Source organism: Roseovarius sp. AK1035 (genome assembly GCF_003288315.1).
GTDB lineage: Bacteria > Pseudomonadota > Alphaproteobacteria > Rhodobacterales > Rhodobacteraceae > Roseovarius > Roseovarius mucosus_A.
Genome location: NZ_CP030099.1, coordinates 180296 through 198456 on the forward strand (window position 1 = coordinate 180296; position 18161 = coordinate 198456).

The 18161-nt window shown below is 61.6% G+C and carries 19 protein-coding genes; 15 read left to right on the forward strand and 4 right to left on the reverse strand.

Annotated features, from left to right (window positions below; genetic code table 11):
- The first annotated feature begins 43 nt into the window (after nt 1-43).
- The 4 genes from coaBC to RAK1035_RS00940 are packed head-to-tail and all read left to right on the forward strand — an operon-like array spanning nt 44 to nt 4789.
- Nucleotides 44-1237, forward strand: a complete 1194-nt coding sequence (gene coaBC, locus RAK1035_RS00925) for a bifunctional phosphopantothenoylcysteine decarboxylase/phosphopantothenate--cysteine ligase CoaBC (protein WP_008280742.1) — start codon at nt 44-46, stop codon at nt 1235-1237.
- Nucleotides 1238-1273: 36 nt separating this feature from the next.
- Nucleotides 1274-1729 (forward strand): dUTP diphosphatase, encoded by a 456-nt coding sequence (gene dut, locus RAK1035_RS00930; protein WP_008280743.1) that lies wholly within the window; start codon nt 1274-1276, stop codon nt 1727-1729.
- On the forward strand, nt 1729-2799 hold the full coding sequence (locus tag RAK1035_RS00935) for a HesA/MoeB/ThiF family protein (RefSeq protein WP_008280744.1): 1071 nt from the start codon (nt 1729-1731) through the stop codon (nt 2797-2799). Before dut ends, RAK1035_RS00935 begins: the two co-directional genes overlap by 1 nt.
- Nucleotides 2777-4789: a M3 family metallopeptidase gene (locus tag RAK1035_RS00940; protein ID WP_008280745.1), complete on the forward strand. Its 2013-nt coding sequence runs from the start codon at nt 2777-2779 to the stop codon at nt 4787-4789. Before RAK1035_RS00935 ends, RAK1035_RS00940 begins: the two co-directional genes overlap by 23 nt.
- Before the next feature lie 128 nt (nt 4790-4917).
- On the opposite strand, the gene RAK1035_RS00945 is transcribed toward RAK1035_RS00940, so the two are convergent.
- The 4 genes from RAK1035_RS00945 to RAK1035_RS00960 are packed head-to-tail and all read right to left on the reverse strand — an operon-like array spanning nt 4918 to nt 9540.
- Complete coding sequence (locus tag RAK1035_RS00945) at nt 4918-6414, reverse strand: phosphomannomutase/phosphoglucomutase (protein WP_008280746.1); 1497 nt, start codon at nt 6412-6414, stop codon at nt 4918-4920.
- Between the two features lie 16 nt (nt 6415-6430).
- Nucleotides 6431-7264, reverse strand: a complete 834-nt coding sequence (gene kdsA, locus RAK1035_RS00950) for a 3-deoxy-8-phosphooctulonate synthase (protein WP_008280747.1) — start codon at nt 7262-7264, stop codon at nt 6431-6433.
- A gap of 1 nt (nt 7265) precedes the next feature.
- A complete protein-coding gene (locus RAK1035_RS00955) occupies nt 7266-8903 on the reverse strand; it encodes a capsule polysaccharide transporter (protein ID WP_008280748.1) in 1638 nt (545 codons plus the stop codon).
- Nucleotides 8881-9540 (reverse strand): ABC transporter ATP-binding protein, encoded by a 660-nt coding sequence (locus RAK1035_RS00960; protein ID WP_008280749.1) that lies wholly within the window; start codon nt 9538-9540, stop codon nt 8881-8883. Before RAK1035_RS00960 ends, RAK1035_RS00955 begins: the two co-directional genes overlap by 23 nt.
- A gap of 277 nt (nt 9541-9817) precedes the next feature.
- Here RAK1035_RS00960 and RAK1035_RS00965 point away from each other — a divergent pair, with 277 nt between their 5' ends.
- From RAK1035_RS00965 to RAK1035_RS01015, 11 genes are all read left to right on the forward strand, one after another.
- A complete protein-coding gene (locus RAK1035_RS00965) occupies nt 9818-10297 on the forward strand; it encodes a UPF0262 family protein (protein ID WP_008280750.1) in 480 nt (159 codons plus the stop codon).
- Between the two features lie 3 nt (nt 10298-10300).
- Nucleotides 10301-10762 carry an arsenate-mycothiol transferase ArsC gene (locus RAK1035_RS00970; protein WP_008280751.1) on the forward strand — a complete coding sequence of 154 codons (462 nt, stop codon included), beginning with the start codon at nt 10301-10303 and terminating at the stop codon, nt 10760-10762.
- Nucleotides 10759-11154 carry a ketosteroid isomerase-related protein gene (locus tag RAK1035_RS00975; RefSeq protein WP_008280752.1) on the forward strand — a complete coding sequence of 132 codons (396 nt, stop codon included), beginning with the start codon at nt 10759-10761 and terminating at the stop codon, nt 11152-11154. The genes RAK1035_RS00970 and RAK1035_RS00975 overlap by 4 nt, the downstream gene beginning before the upstream one ends.
- Complete coding sequence (locus RAK1035_RS00980; protein ID WP_008280753.1) at nt 11151-11735, forward strand: GNAT family N-acetyltransferase; 585 nt, start codon at nt 11151-11153, stop codon at nt 11733-11735. Before RAK1035_RS00975 ends, RAK1035_RS00980 begins: the two co-directional genes overlap by 4 nt.
- A gap of 129 nt (nt 11736-11864) precedes the next feature.
- On the forward strand, nt 11865-12806 hold the full coding sequence (locus RAK1035_RS00985) for a lipid A-modifier LpxR family protein (protein ID WP_008280754.1): 942 nt from the start codon (nt 11865-11867) through the stop codon (nt 12804-12806).
- A 101-nt stretch (nt 12807-12907) separates the two neighbouring features.
- Entirely contained in the window at nt 12908-13972 is a 1065-nt protein-coding gene (locus RAK1035_RS00990; RefSeq protein ID WP_037297493.1) for a Hint domain-containing protein, read from the forward strand.
- Between the two features lie 145 nt (nt 13973-14117).
- Complete coding sequence (locus RAK1035_RS00995) at nt 14118-14648, forward strand: peroxiredoxin (protein WP_008280756.1); 531 nt, start codon at nt 14118-14120, stop codon at nt 14646-14648.
- 166 nt (nt 14649-14814) lie between these two features.
- Entirely contained in the window at nt 14815-15435 is a 621-nt protein-coding gene (gene rpsD, locus RAK1035_RS01000; protein ID WP_008280757.1) for a 30S ribosomal protein S4, read from the forward strand.
- Between the two features lie 116 nt (nt 15436-15551).
- Nucleotides 15552-16634, forward strand: coding sequence for a histidinol-phosphate transaminase (gene hisC, locus RAK1035_RS01005; RefSeq protein WP_008280758.1), 1083 nt, complete (start codon nt 15552-15554; stop codon nt 16632-16634).
- A complete protein-coding gene (locus RAK1035_RS01010) occupies nt 16634-17551 on the forward strand; it encodes a prephenate/arogenate dehydrogenase family protein (protein WP_008280759.1) in 918 nt (305 codons plus the stop codon). The genes hisC and RAK1035_RS01010 overlap by 1 nt, the downstream gene beginning before the upstream one ends.
- Nucleotides 17548-18159 carry an extensin-like domain-containing protein gene (locus tag RAK1035_RS01015; protein WP_008280760.1) on the forward strand — a complete coding sequence of 204 codons (612 nt, stop codon included), beginning with the start codon at nt 17548-17550 and terminating at the stop codon, nt 18157-18159. The genes RAK1035_RS01010 and RAK1035_RS01015 overlap by 4 nt, the downstream gene beginning before the upstream one ends.
- Nucleotides 18160-18161: the final 2 nt, after the last annotated feature.

Below are 18161 nucleotides of genomic sequence, written 5' to 3' on the forward strand. Positions count from 1 at the left end.
TGCCCCGGCCCTAGTGTCAGGGCACATGTCACAGGGAACCCCCATGCTCGGCTCGAAACGCATTCTTTTGATCATCGGCGGCGGTATCGCGGCCTACAAGACGCTTGACCTCATCCGGCGTCTGCGCGAACGCGGGGCCATGGTAACGCCGGTGCTGACGCGCGCCGGGGCGGAATTCGTGACACCTTTGTCAGTCTCGGCCTTGGCTGGGCGCAAAGTCTTCTCAGACCTGTTCGACCTCACCGATGAGGCAGAGATGGGCCATATCCAACTTAGCCGCTCTGCCGATCTGATCGTGGTAGCCCCGGCCACCGCTGACCTCATGGCCAAAATGGCGACGGGGCGGGCGGATGACCTTGCCTCGACGGTTCTACTCGCCACGGATACGCCCGTGCTGATTGCCCCTGCAATGAACGTGCGGATGTGGCAACACCCTGCCACAGAGCGCAATATCGCCACGCTCAAAGGGGATGGCATTGCCTTTGTTGGCCCCAATGCGGGCGATATGGCCTGCGGTGAGCACGGTCCGGGCCGCATGGCCGAAGTGCCGGAAATCCTAAGCGCTATCGAGACAGCGCTTGGCAACGGCCCCTTGCGCGGACGCCGCGTGCTTGTAACCTCCGGCCCCACGCATGAGCCCATCGACCCGGTGCGTTATATCGCCAACCGCTCGTCAGGGGCGCAGGGCACGGCAATTGCCGGCGCGTTGGCCGCGCTCGGGGCGCAGGTGATCTTTGTCACTGGCCCAAGCACGGTGCCGCCACCCGATGGGGTAACAGTGATCCGCGTCGAGACAGCGCAAGAGATGCTCGCGGCGGTTGAACAGGCCCTGCCGGTCGAGGCCGCTATTTGTGCCGCTGCTGTCGCGGATTGGCGCGTGACCAGTGCCAGCGAGAGCAAAATCAAGAAAACCAAGAGCGGTCTGCCGGTGCTGGAATTTGCCGAGAACCCCGACATTCTGGCGACGCTCAGTCAAAGAGCGGAAAGCAGACCACGGCTGGTTGTAGGCTTTGCCGCGGAAACCGATGACGTCATCGACAACGCCACCGCCAAACGGGTGCGCAAAGGCTGTGATTGGATCGTCGCCAATGATGTGCGCCCCTCTACGGGCATCATGGGCGGCACCGAGAATGCCGTGACGCTGATCACCGCAGACGGGGCCGAGGAATGGCCGCGCATGGGAAAGCATCAGGTGGCAGAATTGCTGGCTGCTCGGATTGCAACGGTGCTGACCTGAAATCATGCGTATTTTCAAAACGATGAAGAGGGGCCCATGCTGACCGTCGCGGTTCAATGGGAGGAGGGTGCCGACCGGGCCCTTGGCCTGCCCACCTATGAAACCGCCGGCGCGGCGGGGGCCGATCTGCGCGCGAATTTCCCGGATCGCGGGGCAGTTACCCTTGCGCCCGGTGCGCGGGTGCTGGTGCCCACAGGGCTGAGACTCGCCATTCCAACGGGGTATGAGGTGCAGCTGCGGCCCCGCTCTGGCCTTGCCCTCAAGCATGGAATCACACTCCCCAATAGCCCAGGCACCATCGACAGCGATTATCGCGGGCCGTTGGGCGTGATTGTACTGAATGCCGGAACAGAAACCTTTGAAATCACTCATGGAATGCGGATCGCTCAGATGGTGGTGGCCCCTGTTCTGCAGGCGCGGTTTGACCTGGTCGAAACGCTGGAGCCGACCGCGCGCGGCGCGGGTGGGTTCGGCTCGACGGGGGTTGAGTGATGCTGTTGGTGGGGGTCATGGCGGCGGTGCTCTGGGGCATCGGTGCTGCATTGGGAACACCGCGGCGGCTTCGGTGGGGGATGATCGCAGGGCTATGGGCGGGGGTCGTTCTGGCGCATTTCGTACTGCCTGCTGGCCACCCGCTACGCATGGCCACGGGAGAGAGCCCGGCGCTCTGGCTGATGATCGGCGGGGCGGTGGCAATCGGGCTGGTGTACCGCCAAGGATTGCGGCGCTTGCGCGCCCGCTCAGTGCGGGGCGAAACACCACCAAATGCAGCTAAGCCCTTGTTTTCAGAGACAGAGCTTGGACGCTATGCGCGTCACATCGTGCTCAGGGAAATTGGTGGGCCGGGGCAAAAATCGCTCAAACAGGCCCGCGTTCTGGTGATTGGCGCGGGCGGTCTTGGCTCTCCGGCGCTGCTCTATCTGGCGGCGGCGGGTGTGGGCACCATTGGGGTCATCGACGATGACACGGTAGACAATTCCAACTTGCAGCGGCAGGTGATCCACCGCGACGCAGACATTGGCCTGCCCAAAGTGCAATCGGCCATGGCCGCGATGCAGGCGCAAAATCCGCATGTCGTGGTGCGCCCATATCAGCGGCGGCTAACACCCGAGATTGCCGCAGACCTCTTTGCGGACTATGATCTGATCCTTGACGGAACTGACAATTTCACCACGCGCTACCTCGCCAATTCAGCTGCGGTCAAGACATCTAAGCCACTGATTTCCGGCGCTTTGTCGCAATGGGAAGGACAGTTGAGCGTGTTCGATCCGGCCAATGGCACCCCCTGCTATCAATGCATTTTCCCAGAGGCCCCTGCCCCCGGTCTTGCCCCCTCTTGTTCTGAGGCGGGCGTATTGGGGCCCCTGCCCGGCGTAGTCGGCGCGATGATGGCAGCAGAGGCTATCAAGGTGATCACCGGCGCGGGGCAGGCGCTGCGCGGCGAGATGCTGATCTATGACGCGCTTTATGGCGAAAGCCGCAAGATCGGGCTAAGCCGCCGAGAAAATTGCCCCATATGTGGGGGAAGAGGAGAGAAGAATGACCAACATGTTGCTGGCTGATTGGAATACGACGTTTGATCTCGCCCCGTTCGATGCGATTTCAGACGCGGATTTTGCGCCCGCGTTCGACACCGCCCTCGCCCAAGCGCGCGCCGAGGTGATGGCCATCGCGGAAAACTCGGCCCCTCCCAGCTTTGCCAATACGATTGAGGCGCTAGAAGCGTCAGGAAAGGGATTGGACCGCGTGTTGTCGGTGTTTTACACATTGGCGGGCGCGGACAGCAATCCCAAGCGGCAGGAATTGCAGCGCGAATTCGCCCCAAAGCTCGCAGCTTATTCGTCGGAACTCTATGGAAACAAAGCGCTTTTTTCGCGGATTGAGAGCCTTTGGGCGGCGCGGGATACGCTCGATCTGACACCGGAAGAAGCGCGTTTGCTGATGCTGACCCACCGGGGATTTCGCCGCTCTGGCGCGGCATTGACCGGGGATGAGGAAGCCCGGATGCGCCAAATCATGGCGCGGTTGGCGGAATTGGGAACGGCGTTCACGCAGAACCTTCTGGCGGATGAGGCCGGGTGGCATATGGAATTGGCAGAGGCAGATCTGGAGGGATTGCCCGACTTTCTGGTCGATGCCGCCCGTTCGGCGGGGCGTGAAAAGGGGTTAGAGCAGCCGGTGATCACCTTGTCCCGGTCGTTGATCGTGCCGTTCCTGCAATTTTCGCCGCGCCGCGACTTGCGGAAAAAGGCATATGAATCATGGGTTTCGCGTGGTGCCATGGGCGGTGAAACTGACAATCGCGAGGTGGCCGCCGAGATTTTGCGCCTGCGCGCGGAACGGGCCGCGTTGTTGGGCTATGAGAGCTTTGCCGCCTACAAGCTGGAAACCGAGATGGCCAAGACGCCGGAGGCGGTGCGCGACCTGTTGATGGCGGTTTGGGAACCGGCCAAGGCGCAGGCGGAACGAGACGCGGCGCGGCTTACGGAAATGATGCAAGCCGATGGAATCAATGGAGAATTAGAGCCGTGGGATTGGCGTTACTATGCCGAGAAACGGCGGCAGGCCGAGCATGATCTGGAGGAGGCGGCGCTCAAACCCTATCTGTCGCTGGAGGGGATGATCGCGGCGGCGTTTGGCTGTGCCAATCGGCTATTCGGGTTGGAGTTTCGCGCGCTGGATGTGGCCCTCTACCACCCCGATTGCCGGGCTTGGGAGGTGACACGCAATGGCATTCATGTAGCTGTTTTCATTGGAGATTACTTTGCGCGCGGGTCCAAGAGATCGGGCGCTTGGTGTTCTGCGATGCGCGGTCAGGCGAAGCGGCCAGCGGTTCAGGGCCCGGTGGTGATCAATGTGTGCAACTTCGCAAAGGGTGATCCGGCGCTTTTGAGTTATGACGATGCGCGCACGCTCTTTCACGAGTTTGGTCATGCCCTGCACCAGATGCTGTCAGATGTAAATTATGAAAGTATTTCAGGGACTTCCGTGGCTCGGGACTTTGTTGAACTGCCCTCACAGCTCTATGAGCATTGGCTGGAAGTGCCCGAGGTGCTGGAGCGCTATGCGACGCATGTGACGACGGGCGAGGCTATGCCTCGGGAATTGTTGGAGAAATTGCTGAAGGCGGCGAATTTTGATCAAGGGTTTCAGACGGTGGAATATGTCGCCTCTGCCCTTGTCGATCTGGCCTTTCATGAGGGCGAAGCGCCCGCCGACATCATGACCAAGCAATTGGAAATATTGGATAATCTTGGAATGCCAAGGGCCATAACCATGCGCCACGCCAGCCCGCATTTCGCGCATGTGTTCTCTGGGGATGGCTATTCCAGCGGCTATTACAGCTATATGTGGTCCGAGGTGATGGATGCGGATGCCTTTGCCAGTTTCGAGGAAGCGGGCGGGGCATTTGATGTGGAGCGGGCCAAGGCCTTGGAATCGCAAATTCTTTCGCGCGGCGGGTCAGAAGATGCTGAAACGCTCTATCTAAAATTCCGCGGGCGGATGCCGGGGGTGGCGGCGCTGCTCAAAGGACGCGGGCTTGCGGCGTGAGCGGTGTAAGCTCTGTAAGGTTTGACAGGTGATTACGTAAGGTCAAAGCGGGGATTGGGGGCGCTGCCCCCGTCCCGGATAAAATCCGGGACTCCCCCGAGGTATTTCGGGCCAGATGAACCCCGGTTTTAGATCGTCTGATCGTAGTCGCCCACGCCGGGCTCGGTGCGGATGACGGCATCAAGATCGGCGAAGATGGCGCGCATTTCGGCGTCGCTCACGCTGCTTTCGCAGACGACAACAAGGTTGGGCGTGTTGGAGGAGGCGCGCACGAGGCCCCAAGAGCCGTTATCGAGAATGACGCGGGCGCCATTGACGGTCACGACCTCTTTGATGGTGCGCCCGGCGAGCGGTTCGCCTGCGGCATGACGCGCGACAAGGCGCGCGACGATGCGATCCAGCACGGCGTATTTCTCGGTATCGGCACAATAGGGCGACATGGTCGGGGTCGAGTAGGTCACGGGCAGCGCGCGGCGCAGGTCGGACATCGACATATCTGGGTTGCGGTCCATCAGTTTACAAATCTCGACGGCGACGCGCATGCCGCAATCGTAGCCGCGCCCGATGGGTTCGGCGAGAAAGTAGTGACCGGATTTCTCAAAGCCTGCGAGCGCGCCCAATTGCTTGACCCGGCGTTTCATATGGCTATGGCCGGTTTTCCAGTAATCGGCGGTGACGCCGTTCTTTATGAGTTCAGGGTCAGACGCAAAAAGGCCAGTAGATTTCACATCGGCCACGAAAGTGGCGTTGGGGTAAATCTTGGACAGGTCGCGCGCCATGATGACGCCCACCTTGTCGGCAAAGATTTCCTCGCCCTCGTCATCCACAACGCCGCAGCGGTCGCCGTCGCCATCAAAGCCAAGCGCGAAATCGGCCCCCGTGGCGCGCACGGTTTCGGCCATGTCATGCAGCATTTCCATGGCTTCGGGATTGGGATTGTAATGCGGAAAGGTGTAATCGAGCGTGTTGTGGGAGGGGATCACCTCGACCCCCAAGCGTTCGAACAATTCAGGCGCGAAGGCGGAGGCGGTGCCGTTGCCGGTGGCGCAGACGACGCGGAGTTTGCGGGTCATGCGGAAATCACCCACGAGATCATCAAGATAGGCCTCGCGCACGCCGGGGACAAAGGCGTATGCGCCGCCGGGGCGCGGCTCGCCGCGACCCTCAAGCACGATATCGCGCAGTTCGGCCATTTCATCCGGGCCATGGGTTAGCGGGCGGTCAAAGCCCATCTTGACCCCGGTCCAGCCGTTTGGATTATGCGAGGCGGTGACCATGGCGACGGCGGGCACATCGAGGTGGAATTGCGCAAAATAGGCCATGGGCGAAAGGCAGGGGCCGATATCCTTGACCTGAATTCCGGCCTGCATAAGGCCAAGGATCAGCGCGTTCTTGATCGAGAGCGAGTAGTCACGATAGTCATTGCCAACCGCGATCACCGGCGCGATGCCGCGCGCGTGCATTTGCGTGCCAAGACCGAGACCAAGCGCGGTAATGCCCGGCAGATTGATCTGGTCGGGATATTTCCAACGCGCGTCATATTCGCGAAAGCCGGTAGGGGCGATCATCGGGTCGCGCAGAAATTCCCACGTGTTCGGCGTGACGGTTGGCAAGGGTTTGGTCATGAAAGCACTTTGTCGGTCAGAGGTGGATCGGATTGGCCTTGGCCAGACGGTCGAACTGCATCAGCGTGTCGATGAGGGCTGACATTTGCGTGAGCGGGATCATATTGGGCCCATCAGAGGGCGCGTTATCCGGGTCTTCATGGGTTTCGATGAACACACAGGCCACGCCCAAGGCGACCGCCGCGCGGGCCATGACGGGGGCGAATTCGCGCTGCCCGCCGCTGCTGCCGCCGCGCCCGCCGGGCTGTTGCACCGAATGGGTGGCATCCATCACCACCGGATAGCCGGTTGCGGCCATCTGCGGCAGGCTGCGCATATCGGCGACAAGCGTGTTATAGCCAAAAGACGTGCCGCGTTCGGTCAGTAGGATGCGGGTGTTGCCGGTGCTTTCGATCTTGGAGATGACATTGGGCATGTCCCAAGGGGCGAGAAACTGGCCCTTTTTCACATTGATCACCGCGCCGGTTTCGCCCGCTGCGATCAAAAGATCGGTCTGGCGGCAGAGAAAGGCGGGGATTTGCAGCACATCGGCCACCTCGGCCACCGGCGCGCATTGGTCGGCGGTGTGGATATCGGTCAGCACCGGCAGGCCAAGCGTATCCTTGACCGATTGCAGCACTTTGAGCCCTTCATCGACCCCAAGACCGCGCTTGCCCGAGAGCGAGGTGCGGTTCGCCTTGTCAAAGCTGCCCTTGAAGATCAGCCCCGCGCCGTGGGCGGCGCAGGCCTCTTGCAGGGTGCCCGCGATCATCTGGGCGTGATCGGCGGATTCGAGCTGGCAAGGCCCGGCGATGAGGGTCAGGGGGCGGTCATTGCCGATGGCCCACCCGTTGAGGTCGATATGTTTCATATCAGGAAGACACCTGTTCACGCAGAATGGACGCTGTAAGCGAGATGAGCAGGTAGATACCAGAAAAGATCAGGAAGGCCAGTATCGTATTCTCAAAGGCGCGCGGATAGGAGGAATCTTGCGATGCGAGGGGCCGCACGCTGACCGTCAGATAGCGAACCTGCTTGTTGGCCTCGATCTCGGATTGGCGTTTCGCCTCGAGTGCGGATTGCAGCACGAGATCGGCGGTGGCGAGGTCGGCCTGTGCCATCTGAATGGCGGCAGTTTTGGAGGCGAGCGAGCTTTCGCCAGCGGTGGCCTCGGTCAGGCGGCTTTTCTGGCGGGCAAGTTCGGCGCTGAGAATCTCGATCTCGCTCTGGAGTGCCTCGACGCGCGCGGGATTGGGGCGGGCGTTGTTGAGCTGGATATTAAGCGCCAGTTCCTTTTCCTGAAGCTGGAGTTCGACAGTGTTCACGAGGCTGCGGATACTGGCAATCTCGCCCTCGGGATCAAGGATGCTGCCCTCTTGCAGGGCCACCAGCATTTGTTGGGCGGCGCGGCGGTCGGCCTTGGCCTGCTCGAGGCTGTCGGCGGCGGTGCTGACCGCATCGTCGCGTTTCTGGCGGCTAAGGTCGTCCACTCGTTCTTCGGCATATTTTATGAGCCGTTCCGAGAACGTGGCGCTGAGGGTTGGATCGGCGGTCGAAACCTCCATCCGGATGACGCCTTCGGTCGGGTCGTACCCGAGTTTCACGTATTTGCGGTAGAGTTTATAGGCGGTTTCGTGGCTGGCATCGGGATCAAGCCGTTGGAGCGGGTCGATCAAGGGATCGCTGAAATGCGCGCGAAAGCCTAGTTCCTCGTCAAGGCGCAGCATCGCGTCTTTGGATTCCAGATATTCTTGGGTTGCGATGGCATCCTGACCCGTGGCGAATTGGCTGGGGATGAGGCCACCAAGACCACCGCCCGTGCTGCTGCCGCCATCCGCCGAGAGGATCAGAAAGGCGGATTTGGTCGCATACATCGGCGTGGCGATCACGTAGAAATAATAGCCAACCACGATGGTTGGCAGCAGAACAAACGCCGCAAGGCGCGAGAAGAGCAACAAAAGGCGACGGCGGCGGCGGCGGCCAATATCGCGCTGAATCTCTTGAATTTCCTTGGCGCGGCGGTCGGCCGGGCTGACCTCGGTCGAGGGGAGGGTTTGGCGCGCGACGGGCACGGTTTGCGGCAATTGCACCCGGCCTTCGGGCGGGGGTGTGGCCGCAGAGGCGCGAGCCGTGGGCGGCGGCGGTGGCGGGGTGGTGCCCCCATCGCTGGCCACAAGTTCGAGGATATTAGCGCGCTGGAACGGGTCGATGCCGCGCGCGCGCAAGAGCCGCACGGCGTCGAAATCCGATGTCGGGGCAAGCCCGTATTTTTGCGCCAGACGCCGGGCCATGCGCAATTCGCGCCCGGTCAGACCCTCGCGGCGGATATCGTCGATATTCTGGCTGGTCGCGGTTTCGCGCGCCGAAGATACCAGCCCCTCTTGCAGGGGTGGGGGTGTCTCTGCGGCGGGTGCCGCAGGGGCTGCGTCAGCGGAGGTGGCAACGCGCGGCGCGAGGGGATCGGCAGTCCGGCGGATGCGGAATTTTCTAGCCTTGGGTTTCGTAGTCATAAAGCTCTTTTGCCTCTTCCAAGGTGTCGAACATATACAGTTTACCGCCCATCAGCACTGCGGCGGACCGGGCGAATTTCTCCAACACCTTGGGATCGTGCGAGACGATGATCACGGTGGTGGTGCGCAGGCGTTCCTGAAGGATATCGCCAGCTTTGCGGTTGAACTCGACATCGGTCGAGCCGGGCATGCCCTCGTCGATCAGATAGATATCGAAATCGAGGGCCAGCATGAGCGCGAAGCTGAACCGCGCGCGCATGCCCGAAGAATAGGTGCCGAGCGGTTGGTCGAAATATTCGCCCAAGCCACAGAGCCAGCGGCAATACGCCTCGATGTAATCAGGATCGAGACCGTAGAGCCGCGCGATATAGCGCGAGTTATCCAGCGCCGAGAGGCGATTGATAACGCCCCCCATGAAGCCCAGAGGAAAGGAGATGCGGCAGCCACGACGGATCACACCCTCGTCCGGTTTTTCCAGCCCAGCCATCATGTTGATCAGCGTCGTCTTGCCGGTGCCATTGGGCGCGAGGATCCCAAGGCTATGGCCAAGCTCAACGCGGAACGACACCCGGTCGAGGATGACTTTGCGCTGTGTGCCTGTCCAAAAGGACTTGCTGACATTCTCAAACTCGAGCATTCAATCGCCCCGGTAAACCTGCTCTCCCCGACTATAACGGGATAGTCTTAAGGTCGGCTTAGCCTGCTTTTTATTATTATTGCCGATCTGGGAACAATTTGCCACGGCAACAAGGCAAGATTGTGATCAAATGCCAAGATTTCATGGCAATTTCCGGACAGGCGTGGCGAGTGGGTGACGCCATGCGCATCAAGCGACAGGTCAAGAGGTCTCGGAGATTGCCCCAGCCGCCGCGCTGCGCTAGGGACGAAACCAGGACGCAGCACGAGTAAGACCCATGAGCCGGATTTGCCATATCGAGTTGGACGATGCCAACCTTCCGCCGCCCACGCCCGAAATCGAGCAGGAGCGTAAGGTGGCAATGTATGACCTTATTGAGGAAAACAGTTTTGCGCTGCCCATGCGCGAAGACCGGGCTGTGCCCGAGGGGCCCTATCGACTGGGGCTGGCGATCCGCGAGAAGCGGCTGGTGTTTGACATCCGCACCGACACGGACGAACCCGCAGCCGAGTTTCATCTGTCGCTGAGCCCGTTTCGGCAAGTGGTCAAGGATTACTGGGCCATCTGCGAAAGCTATTTCGACGCGGTCAAGAACATGCCCCCCAGCCAGATCGAAACGATCGACATGGCCCGGCGCGGGATTCACAACGAGGGCGCGCGGGTGTTGGCCGAACGCTTGGAGGGCAAGGCCGAGATCGACAACGACACCGCGCGGCGCCTGTTTACGCTGATCTGCGTGCTGCATTTCGGGGGCTGACGAATGCACGAACCGCTGCCGCAGTCGGTGCTGTTCTGTTGCGATCACAACGCTGTCCGCTCGCCCATGGCCGAGGGGATCATGAAAAAGTTCTATGGCTCTGAGACCTATGTGCAATCGGTCGGCGTCAAGAATGACATGGAGATCGACGGGTTCAGTATCGCTGTCTGCCGCGAGATGGGCGTGGAGCTAGAGCGGCATCGCAGCCGCAGCTTTGATCAGATGGAGCAATGGGGCGACGATCTATCGTCGTTTGACCTGATTGTGGCACTTAGCCCGGCCAGCCAGCGGCGGGCGCTGGAACTGACACGTTTTTTTCATCTCGATGTCGTTTATTGGCCGATCATGGACCCGACCGGCCTTGCACAGACGCGCGAGGCGCGGTTGGATAGCTATCGTCAGACCCGAGACCAGATCATCGGGCATTTGCAAGACCGTTGGGGACCCCCCCGGGAGGATTTATGAACGAGACCGTCAAAGCCTATTTCGATGCCTTCAACAGGGGCGATGTGCCCGCGATGCTGGCCTGTCTGAGCGATGATGTGCGCCATCATGTGAACGAGGGGCAGGTGCGGACGGGCAAGGACCTGTTTCGTGACTTTTGCGACCATATGAGCCGGTGTTACCGCGAAGAGCTGACCGATATGGTGATCTTTGACGCCAAGGGCGGCACACGGGCGGCGGCGGAATTCGTGGTCAATGGCACCTATCTGGAAACCGATGCGGGCCTGCCAGAGGCACACGGCCAGACCTATATCCTGCCCGCCGGGTCGTTTTTCACGCTCAAGGATGGGCTGATCACCCGCGTCGTGACCTATTACAACCTTGCAGATTGGGTGAAACAGGTTTCGGCATGATCCGGGTCGCGCGGCTGACGGGGGCGGCGCTGAGTGAGGCGCTGCCGGATGTGGCGCGCCTGCGGATCGAAGTGTTTCGCGCCTACCCCTATCTCTATGACGGCGATGCCGCCTATGAAGAGCGGTATTTGCAGGTTTACCGCGACAGTGCCGATGCCATTCTGGTGGGAGCCTATGAGGGCGACCGGCTGATTGGTGCCGCCACGGGCGCGCCGATGGAAGATCATGCAGGCGATTTCGGCGCGGCCTTTGCCGAGAGCGGCATCGCCTTGGAACGGATCTTTTACTGCGCCGAAAGCGTGCTATTGCCCAGCTATCGCGGGCAGGGCATTGGCCATCGGTTTTTCGATCTGCGAGAGGCGCAGGCGCGAGAGTTGGGGCGCGAATATGCGGCGTTCTGTTCGGTTGTGCGGCCCAAGGATCATCCGGCGCGTCCCGAGGGATATCAGCCGCTTGACGCTTTTTGGCGCAAACGGGGCTATGCCCCGCTGTCAGGAGCGATTGCCACATTCAACTGGCGGGAGATCGGCGCAAAGAGCGAGAGCGCGCATGATCTGCAAGTTTGGATGCGCGCGCTCTGAGCCCGCCGCATCTGCGGCCATGGGATTTGCGCCACGCTTGGCGGAAAAAGCGAAAGTTTCGCTGGTCATTCCACGGATTGCTTTGCTACTCAGAACGTGCCGGGGGGCGCAGAATGGGGAACGTGACGGATGACACGGATTTTCACCATCGCCCTTGGCGTGAGCCTGAGCGCGATACTGAGCCTGACGGCCCTGACCACAAGTGCCGCGGCGCAATCCGAGGGGCGTCAACGTCTGGGCTATGGCCTGCTGTTCACCAATGACGTTCTGGGCGACACGGATGATCGTTGGCGCACGGGCTCGATCACGTCGAGCCGGGTTTGGGGGCCGACATGGCAGGGCCAAGCGCCTTCGGGCATCGGACAGCTGCTGGAATTCCGGTTTCACGGCGAGGTCATCGCACCCGAAAACCTGAGCCGCCCCGCCGCGCTGGATCGGCCCTATGTGGGCGCGCTTGGCTTTGGCCTGCATACGCATTTTCAGAAAGCACAGGTGGATTACGCACTTGGGGCGGATCTGATCGTGACCGGGCCTCAGACGCAGCTTGATGATTTTCAAGACTTTTTGCACGGCTTTCTGGGCGGGCGCGACGTTGGCAACCGGGTTAGGCGCAATCAGATCGACGATGGGATCCGCCCTTCGGGTGTGTTTGAGGCGAGCCGTGAGTTCGAGCTTGGGTTCGCGCGGTTGCGCCCCTTTGCCGAGGCGCGGCTTGGGGTTGAGGATCTGATCCGGGCCGGGGCCGACATCACCTTTGGGGACATTGGGCGCGGCGAATTGCTGGTGCGGGATGCCGTGACCGGCCATCGTTACCGCGTGGTGCGCACCGAACAGGCGGGCACGGCGTTTCTTTTGGGCGCGGATATCGCCTATGTCGATGACAGTGATTACCTGCCCGCGCGCAGCGGTGTTACCCTGACCGAGGATCGCACCCGCGTACGGGCGGGCATCCATTGGGAAAACCACAACGGCGCGTCGCTATTCTATGGCATGACATGGCTGAGCGAGGAATTCGACGAGCAGCGCGAAGGCCAATTTCTGGGCGCTGTGCAGTTCCGGCTTCGGTTCTGACAAAAATGCAATCAAGGGCTTTTCAGACTGATTCGCCTTTGCTACCTTAACGATAATAATAAGCGATAAAAAAAGAAACGAAGAGGCAGGCAGTCAGGGTTATGGGGACGGGCTTTCGAGGCACGTTCGTTATTTCCTGGTCGCAAACAGAACTGGATGGGATGTCGACTGCACCGGTGCAGTCGCTTTCGGTAGGACAAACATGGTCCTGGCGGGGCGATGCGGTGCGGGTCGACGGGCCAAATCAACTGTTGCGCCTGGAAGGGGCGAATGGGGAAACCGTGAACCGCAAACGTGCGGCACGGATGGTGCGGCGTCTGGTGGGCGCGGCGATGAACAACACGCGCGAATTGATCCCGGCGGAGATGGAAGAACCGCTGATGGATCTGGGCTTTGTCGTTACCGACGGCACGCGCAGTTACACGGTCACGATCATCGAAGTGGGCAGCGAGGCGGCACCGCTTTTGATGTTTCATGACGAGATTCCGCCGCGAGGGCGCGAGATGTGGATCGTGCATCACTCGCTTGAGGGGATGCGCGGGGCATCAACCGGACCGGCAAGCGGGGGGGTGATCTGTTTCACCCCCGGCACGCGGATCGAGACGCCCGAGGGCCCGCGTCTTGTCGAGGAGTTGCGCGAGGGCGACCACGTGCAGACCCGCGACAATGGGGCCGAGGAAATCCAATGGATCGGCAGTCGCCGGATGAGCGGCGCGCGGCTTTTTGCCATGCCCAAGCTACGGCCGATCCGGTTGCGGGCCGGCGCGCTTGGGATTGGGCGGCCGGATGCCGAATTGCTGGTCAGCCCCGAGCACCGGATGCTGGTGCGGGGCGATGTGGCGCGCGCGCTTTTCAACACGCCCGAGGTGCTGGTGATGGCACGGGACCTGATCAACAATGACACGGTGGCGGTCGATCTGGCATCGCGCGAGGTGACCTATATCCATCTGCTTTTACCCCGCCATCAGATCATCTGGGCCAATGGCGTGGAAACCGAGAGCTTTCATCCCGCGAGCACGGCGCTGTCGACCTTGGATGAAGGTGACCGCGCGCGGCTATTGGCGATCAATCCCAATCTCGAATATGAGCCCAACCATTATGGGGGCTATGCCCGGCGCTGTCTGAGCGGATCGGAGGCGGCGATCCTTGCGCATGAGGCGGCCTGAGGGGCGGGGGCGCTGCCCCCGGACCCCCGAGGTATTTTTGGCCAGATGAACGCGCGGGCGCAGCTTTGGCTGCGTTCCGACCTTTACCCCGGGCACGGGTGGTTTATGACGGGCAATAGCTCAAGCCTGAACCGGAGATCCCGACGTGACCCCCAAAACTGTCCCTGATGTCATCTTTCATACCCGCGTGCGCAATCCGGCGCTGGAGGGCGACAACCCGTTTGAATGGAAGGATGTGAGCACTGCCGATATTTTTGCAGGCAAGCGAGTGGTCGTCTTTGGCTTGCCCGGCGCGTTCACGGCCGCCTGTTCCGAAAGCCACCTGCCCGGCTATGAGCGGCTTTATGACGATTTTCTGGCCGCGGGGATTGACCGGGTGATCTGCACTGCGGTCAACGATGCCTTTGTCATGTTTCAATGGGGCAAGGCGCAGGGGATCGAAAAGACCATGATGCTGCCGGATGGCAATGGCGATTTCGCCGCAGGCCTCGGCATGTTGGTCGATCGCTCGCGGCAAGGGATGGGCAAGCGCAGCTGGCGCTATTCCATGGTGGTGGAGGATGGCAGCATCACCGCGCTTTTTGCCGAGCCGGGGTTGCAGGACAACCCGGCGGGCGTGCCGGTCAAGCTGTCGGATGCCGAGACGCTGTTGGCGCATATCCGGCAGGCGGGGTGAGGCGGGCTTTGGACGCGCAAGACCCCTGTTGACACCCGCTGGGGCGCCTGTATAAGCGCGGCTTCATTGGTGTTGGTGGACCCTGCAAGGGGAGACCTGTCGGCTGACCGGAACGTGCCGGGACGCAGAGGACAACGCCCTTCGATTCAAGTGAAGGAGATCAGCCGTGACCAAACGCACGTCTGCCAAGTACAAAATTGACCGCCGGATGGGTGAAAACATCTGGGGCCGCCCGAAATCCCCCGTCAACAAGCGTGAATATGGCCCCGGCCAGCACGGTCAGCGCCGCAAGGCAAAGATTTCTGACTTTGGCCTGCAGCTGCGCGCCAAGCAGAAACTGAAGGGCTATTACGGCGACCTGACCGAAAAGCAGTTCCGTCGCATCTATGCCGAGGCCGAGCGTCTTAAGGGCGACACCGGCGAGAACCTGATCGGCCTTCTGGAGCGTCGTCTGGACGCCGTGGTTTACCGCGCCAAATTCGTTGTGACCATGTTTGCTGCACGCCAGTTCGTAAACCATGGCCATGTCACCGTGAATGGCCAGCGGGTCAACATCCCCTCCTACCGTGTGAAAGAGGGCGATGTGATCGAAGTTCGCGACCGTTCCAAGCAGATGACTGTTCTGCTTGAGGCCGTGCAACTGGCCGAGCGCGATGTGCCCGATTACATCGAGGCGGATCATTCCAAGATGAAGGCCACCTTTGTCCGTCAGCCCGGCCTGTCGGATGTGCCTTATCCGGTGATGATGGAACCGAACCTCGTGATCGAATTCTACGCGCAGAACTAAGCGTTCTGAAAGTCAGCGAAGAGGCCGCGACGGGGAACCGCCGCGGCCTTTTTCTTTTGGTGCTGGTCAAGCCGGGGCACCAAAGCTAGAACCTCTGACGACAGACGGGGAATGACATGACCAAGATCACGCCGCAGCCGGGCATCATGGAAATCGCGCTTTACAAGAGCGGGGAGGCCGTGATCGCGGGCAAATCCGAGACGCTGAAACTCTCGGCGAATGAGAGCCCCTATGGGGCCTCGGACAAGGCCAAGGCGGCCTTTGCCCGCTCTGCCGCGACGTTGCACCGCTATCCCGGCACCGACCATGCCGACTTGCGCGCCGCGATTGCCGAGGTGCATGGGCTGGACCCCGCGCGCGTGATCTGTGGCGTCGGATCGGATGAGGTGTTGCAATTCGTGGCCCAAGCCTATGCCGGGGCGGGCGACGAGGTGATCCATACCGAGCACGGCTTTGCCATGTATCCCATTCTGGCGCATGCGGTTGGTGCCACGCCGGTCTGTGTGGCCGAGCGGGACCGTGTGGTGGATGTGGACGCGATCCTGAGCGCCTGCACGGCGCGGACGCGGATTGTCTTTATCGCCAATCCCGGCAATCCCACGGGCACGATCCTGCCCGAGGCGGAGTTGGCGCGGTTGGCAGAGGGCCTGCCCGAGAGCGCCATTCTGGTGCTGGACGGGGCCTATACCGAGTTTGTCGATGGGTATGACGGTGGTGTGGCCCTTGTTGAGGCGCGCGAGAATGTCATCATGACGCGCACCTTTTCCAAGGCCTATGGTCTGGGCGGGCTGCGGATCGGTTGGGGCTATGCGCAGGGGGCGATGATCGAAGTGCTGAACCGTATCCGGCAGCCCTTTAACCTGTCGCCCACGCAATTGGCCACCGCAGAGGCGGCGATGCGCGATCAGGAGTGGTTGACCAAAGTGGTCAGCGACACCGCGCGCAATCGCGCATGGTTGACCGAGGCGCTGCGAGAAACCGGCGTCGAGGTCGACGAGAGCCATGCCAATTTCGTATTGGCGCGGTTTGGGTCCGAAGACGAGGCGGCGGCCTGTGATGCGGCTTTGCGCGCCGATGGGATCATCGTGCGCCGGGTGGGCGGCTATGGCTTTCCCAATGGGTTGCGGATCACGGTGGGCGAGGAATCCGCCTGTCGCCGGGTGGCGCATGTCATTGGCCTGTTCAAGGGGGTTCGCTGATGGCGCATATCTATGACCGGGTGGCGCTGATCGGTCTGGGGCTGATTGCATCGTCGATGGCGCATGCGATGCGCCGCGCGGGCGTTGTGGGCGAGATCACCGGCTATGCGCGCTCTGACCAGACACGGGAGGTGGCGCGCGAGATCGGGCTGTGTGATCGCGTCTGCGAGAGCGCGGCAGAGGCGGCGACGGGTGCCGATCTGGTGGTGCTTTGCGTGCCGGTGGGCGCGATGGGGGCGGTGGCCGCTGACATCGCGGGGGCGCTCAAGCCCGGTGCCACGGTCAGCGATGTGGGATCGGTGAAGAAGGCGGTGATCGAGGCGGTCGCGCCCCATATCCCGGCTGGCGTGCATTTCGTGCCTGCGCATCCCTTGGCAGGGACCGAGCATTCGGGGCCGCGCGCGGGCTTTGCCGAGTTGTTCGACAATCGCTGGTGCCTGATTGTGCCGCAGGCGGGCAGTGACCGGGCGGCGGTGGAGCGGCTGGAGGCGTTCTGGCAGGCGCTTGGATCGAACACCGATGAGATGGACGCCGAGCATCACGATCTGGTTCTGGCTGTGACAAGCCATGCGCCGCATCTGATTGCCTATACGATGGTCGGCGTGGCCGACGATTTGCGCCGCGTGACCGATAGCGAGGTGATCAAGTATTCCGCTGCCGGTTTTCGGGATTTCACCCGGATTGCCGCGTCTGATCCGACCATGTGGCGCGATGTATTTCTCAACAACAAGGAGGCGACATTGGAAATTCTGGGCCGCTTTACCGAGGAGTTGTTTGCGCTGCAACGCGCCATTCGCATTGGCGACGGGGCGCATCTGCATGCCTATTTCACCCGCACCCGCGCCATTCGGCGGGGCATCATCGAAGCCGGGCAGGACACCGCCGCGCCGGATTTTGGCCGAGTGAAGAAGGCATGAGACGGGCGGTTCTGGGCATGGCGATGGGGCTCAGCCTGATCGCCTCGGGTTGCGGGCGCAGCGACAATGATGAGGTCAGCCGGGGCGGCGGGCTTTGCGGTGATCCGGGGCTGATCGGGTCTGTCTCGGGGTTCAAACCTCATGAGGTGAATGGCTGTGGCATCGAGCGCGCGGTGCGGCTTGAATCTGTGCATGGCGTGCGGCTGAGCCAAGCGGCGACGCTGGATTGCCCGACGGCGCGGGCGTTGGGAAAATGGGTGGACCGGAGCGCCAAGCCGGCGGTCGGGCGCATGGGCGGCGGTTTGACGGGGCTACAGGTGCCCGCGCATTACGTCTGCCGCACGCGCAATAGCCAGCCCGGCGCACGCATTTCCGAACATGGGCGCGGCAAGGCCATCGACGTATCGGCGTTGCTGCTCAAGGATGGCACGGAAATTTCGGTGTTGCGGGATTGGAATAGCGGACATAAGGGCCGCATTCTCAAGCGCGTGCATGGCGAGGCCTGCGGAACATTCGGCACGGTGCTGGGGCCGAATTCGGACCGGCACCATCTGGACCATCTGCATTTCGACACGGCCAAACATGGCAACGGGCCCTATTGCCGGTAACC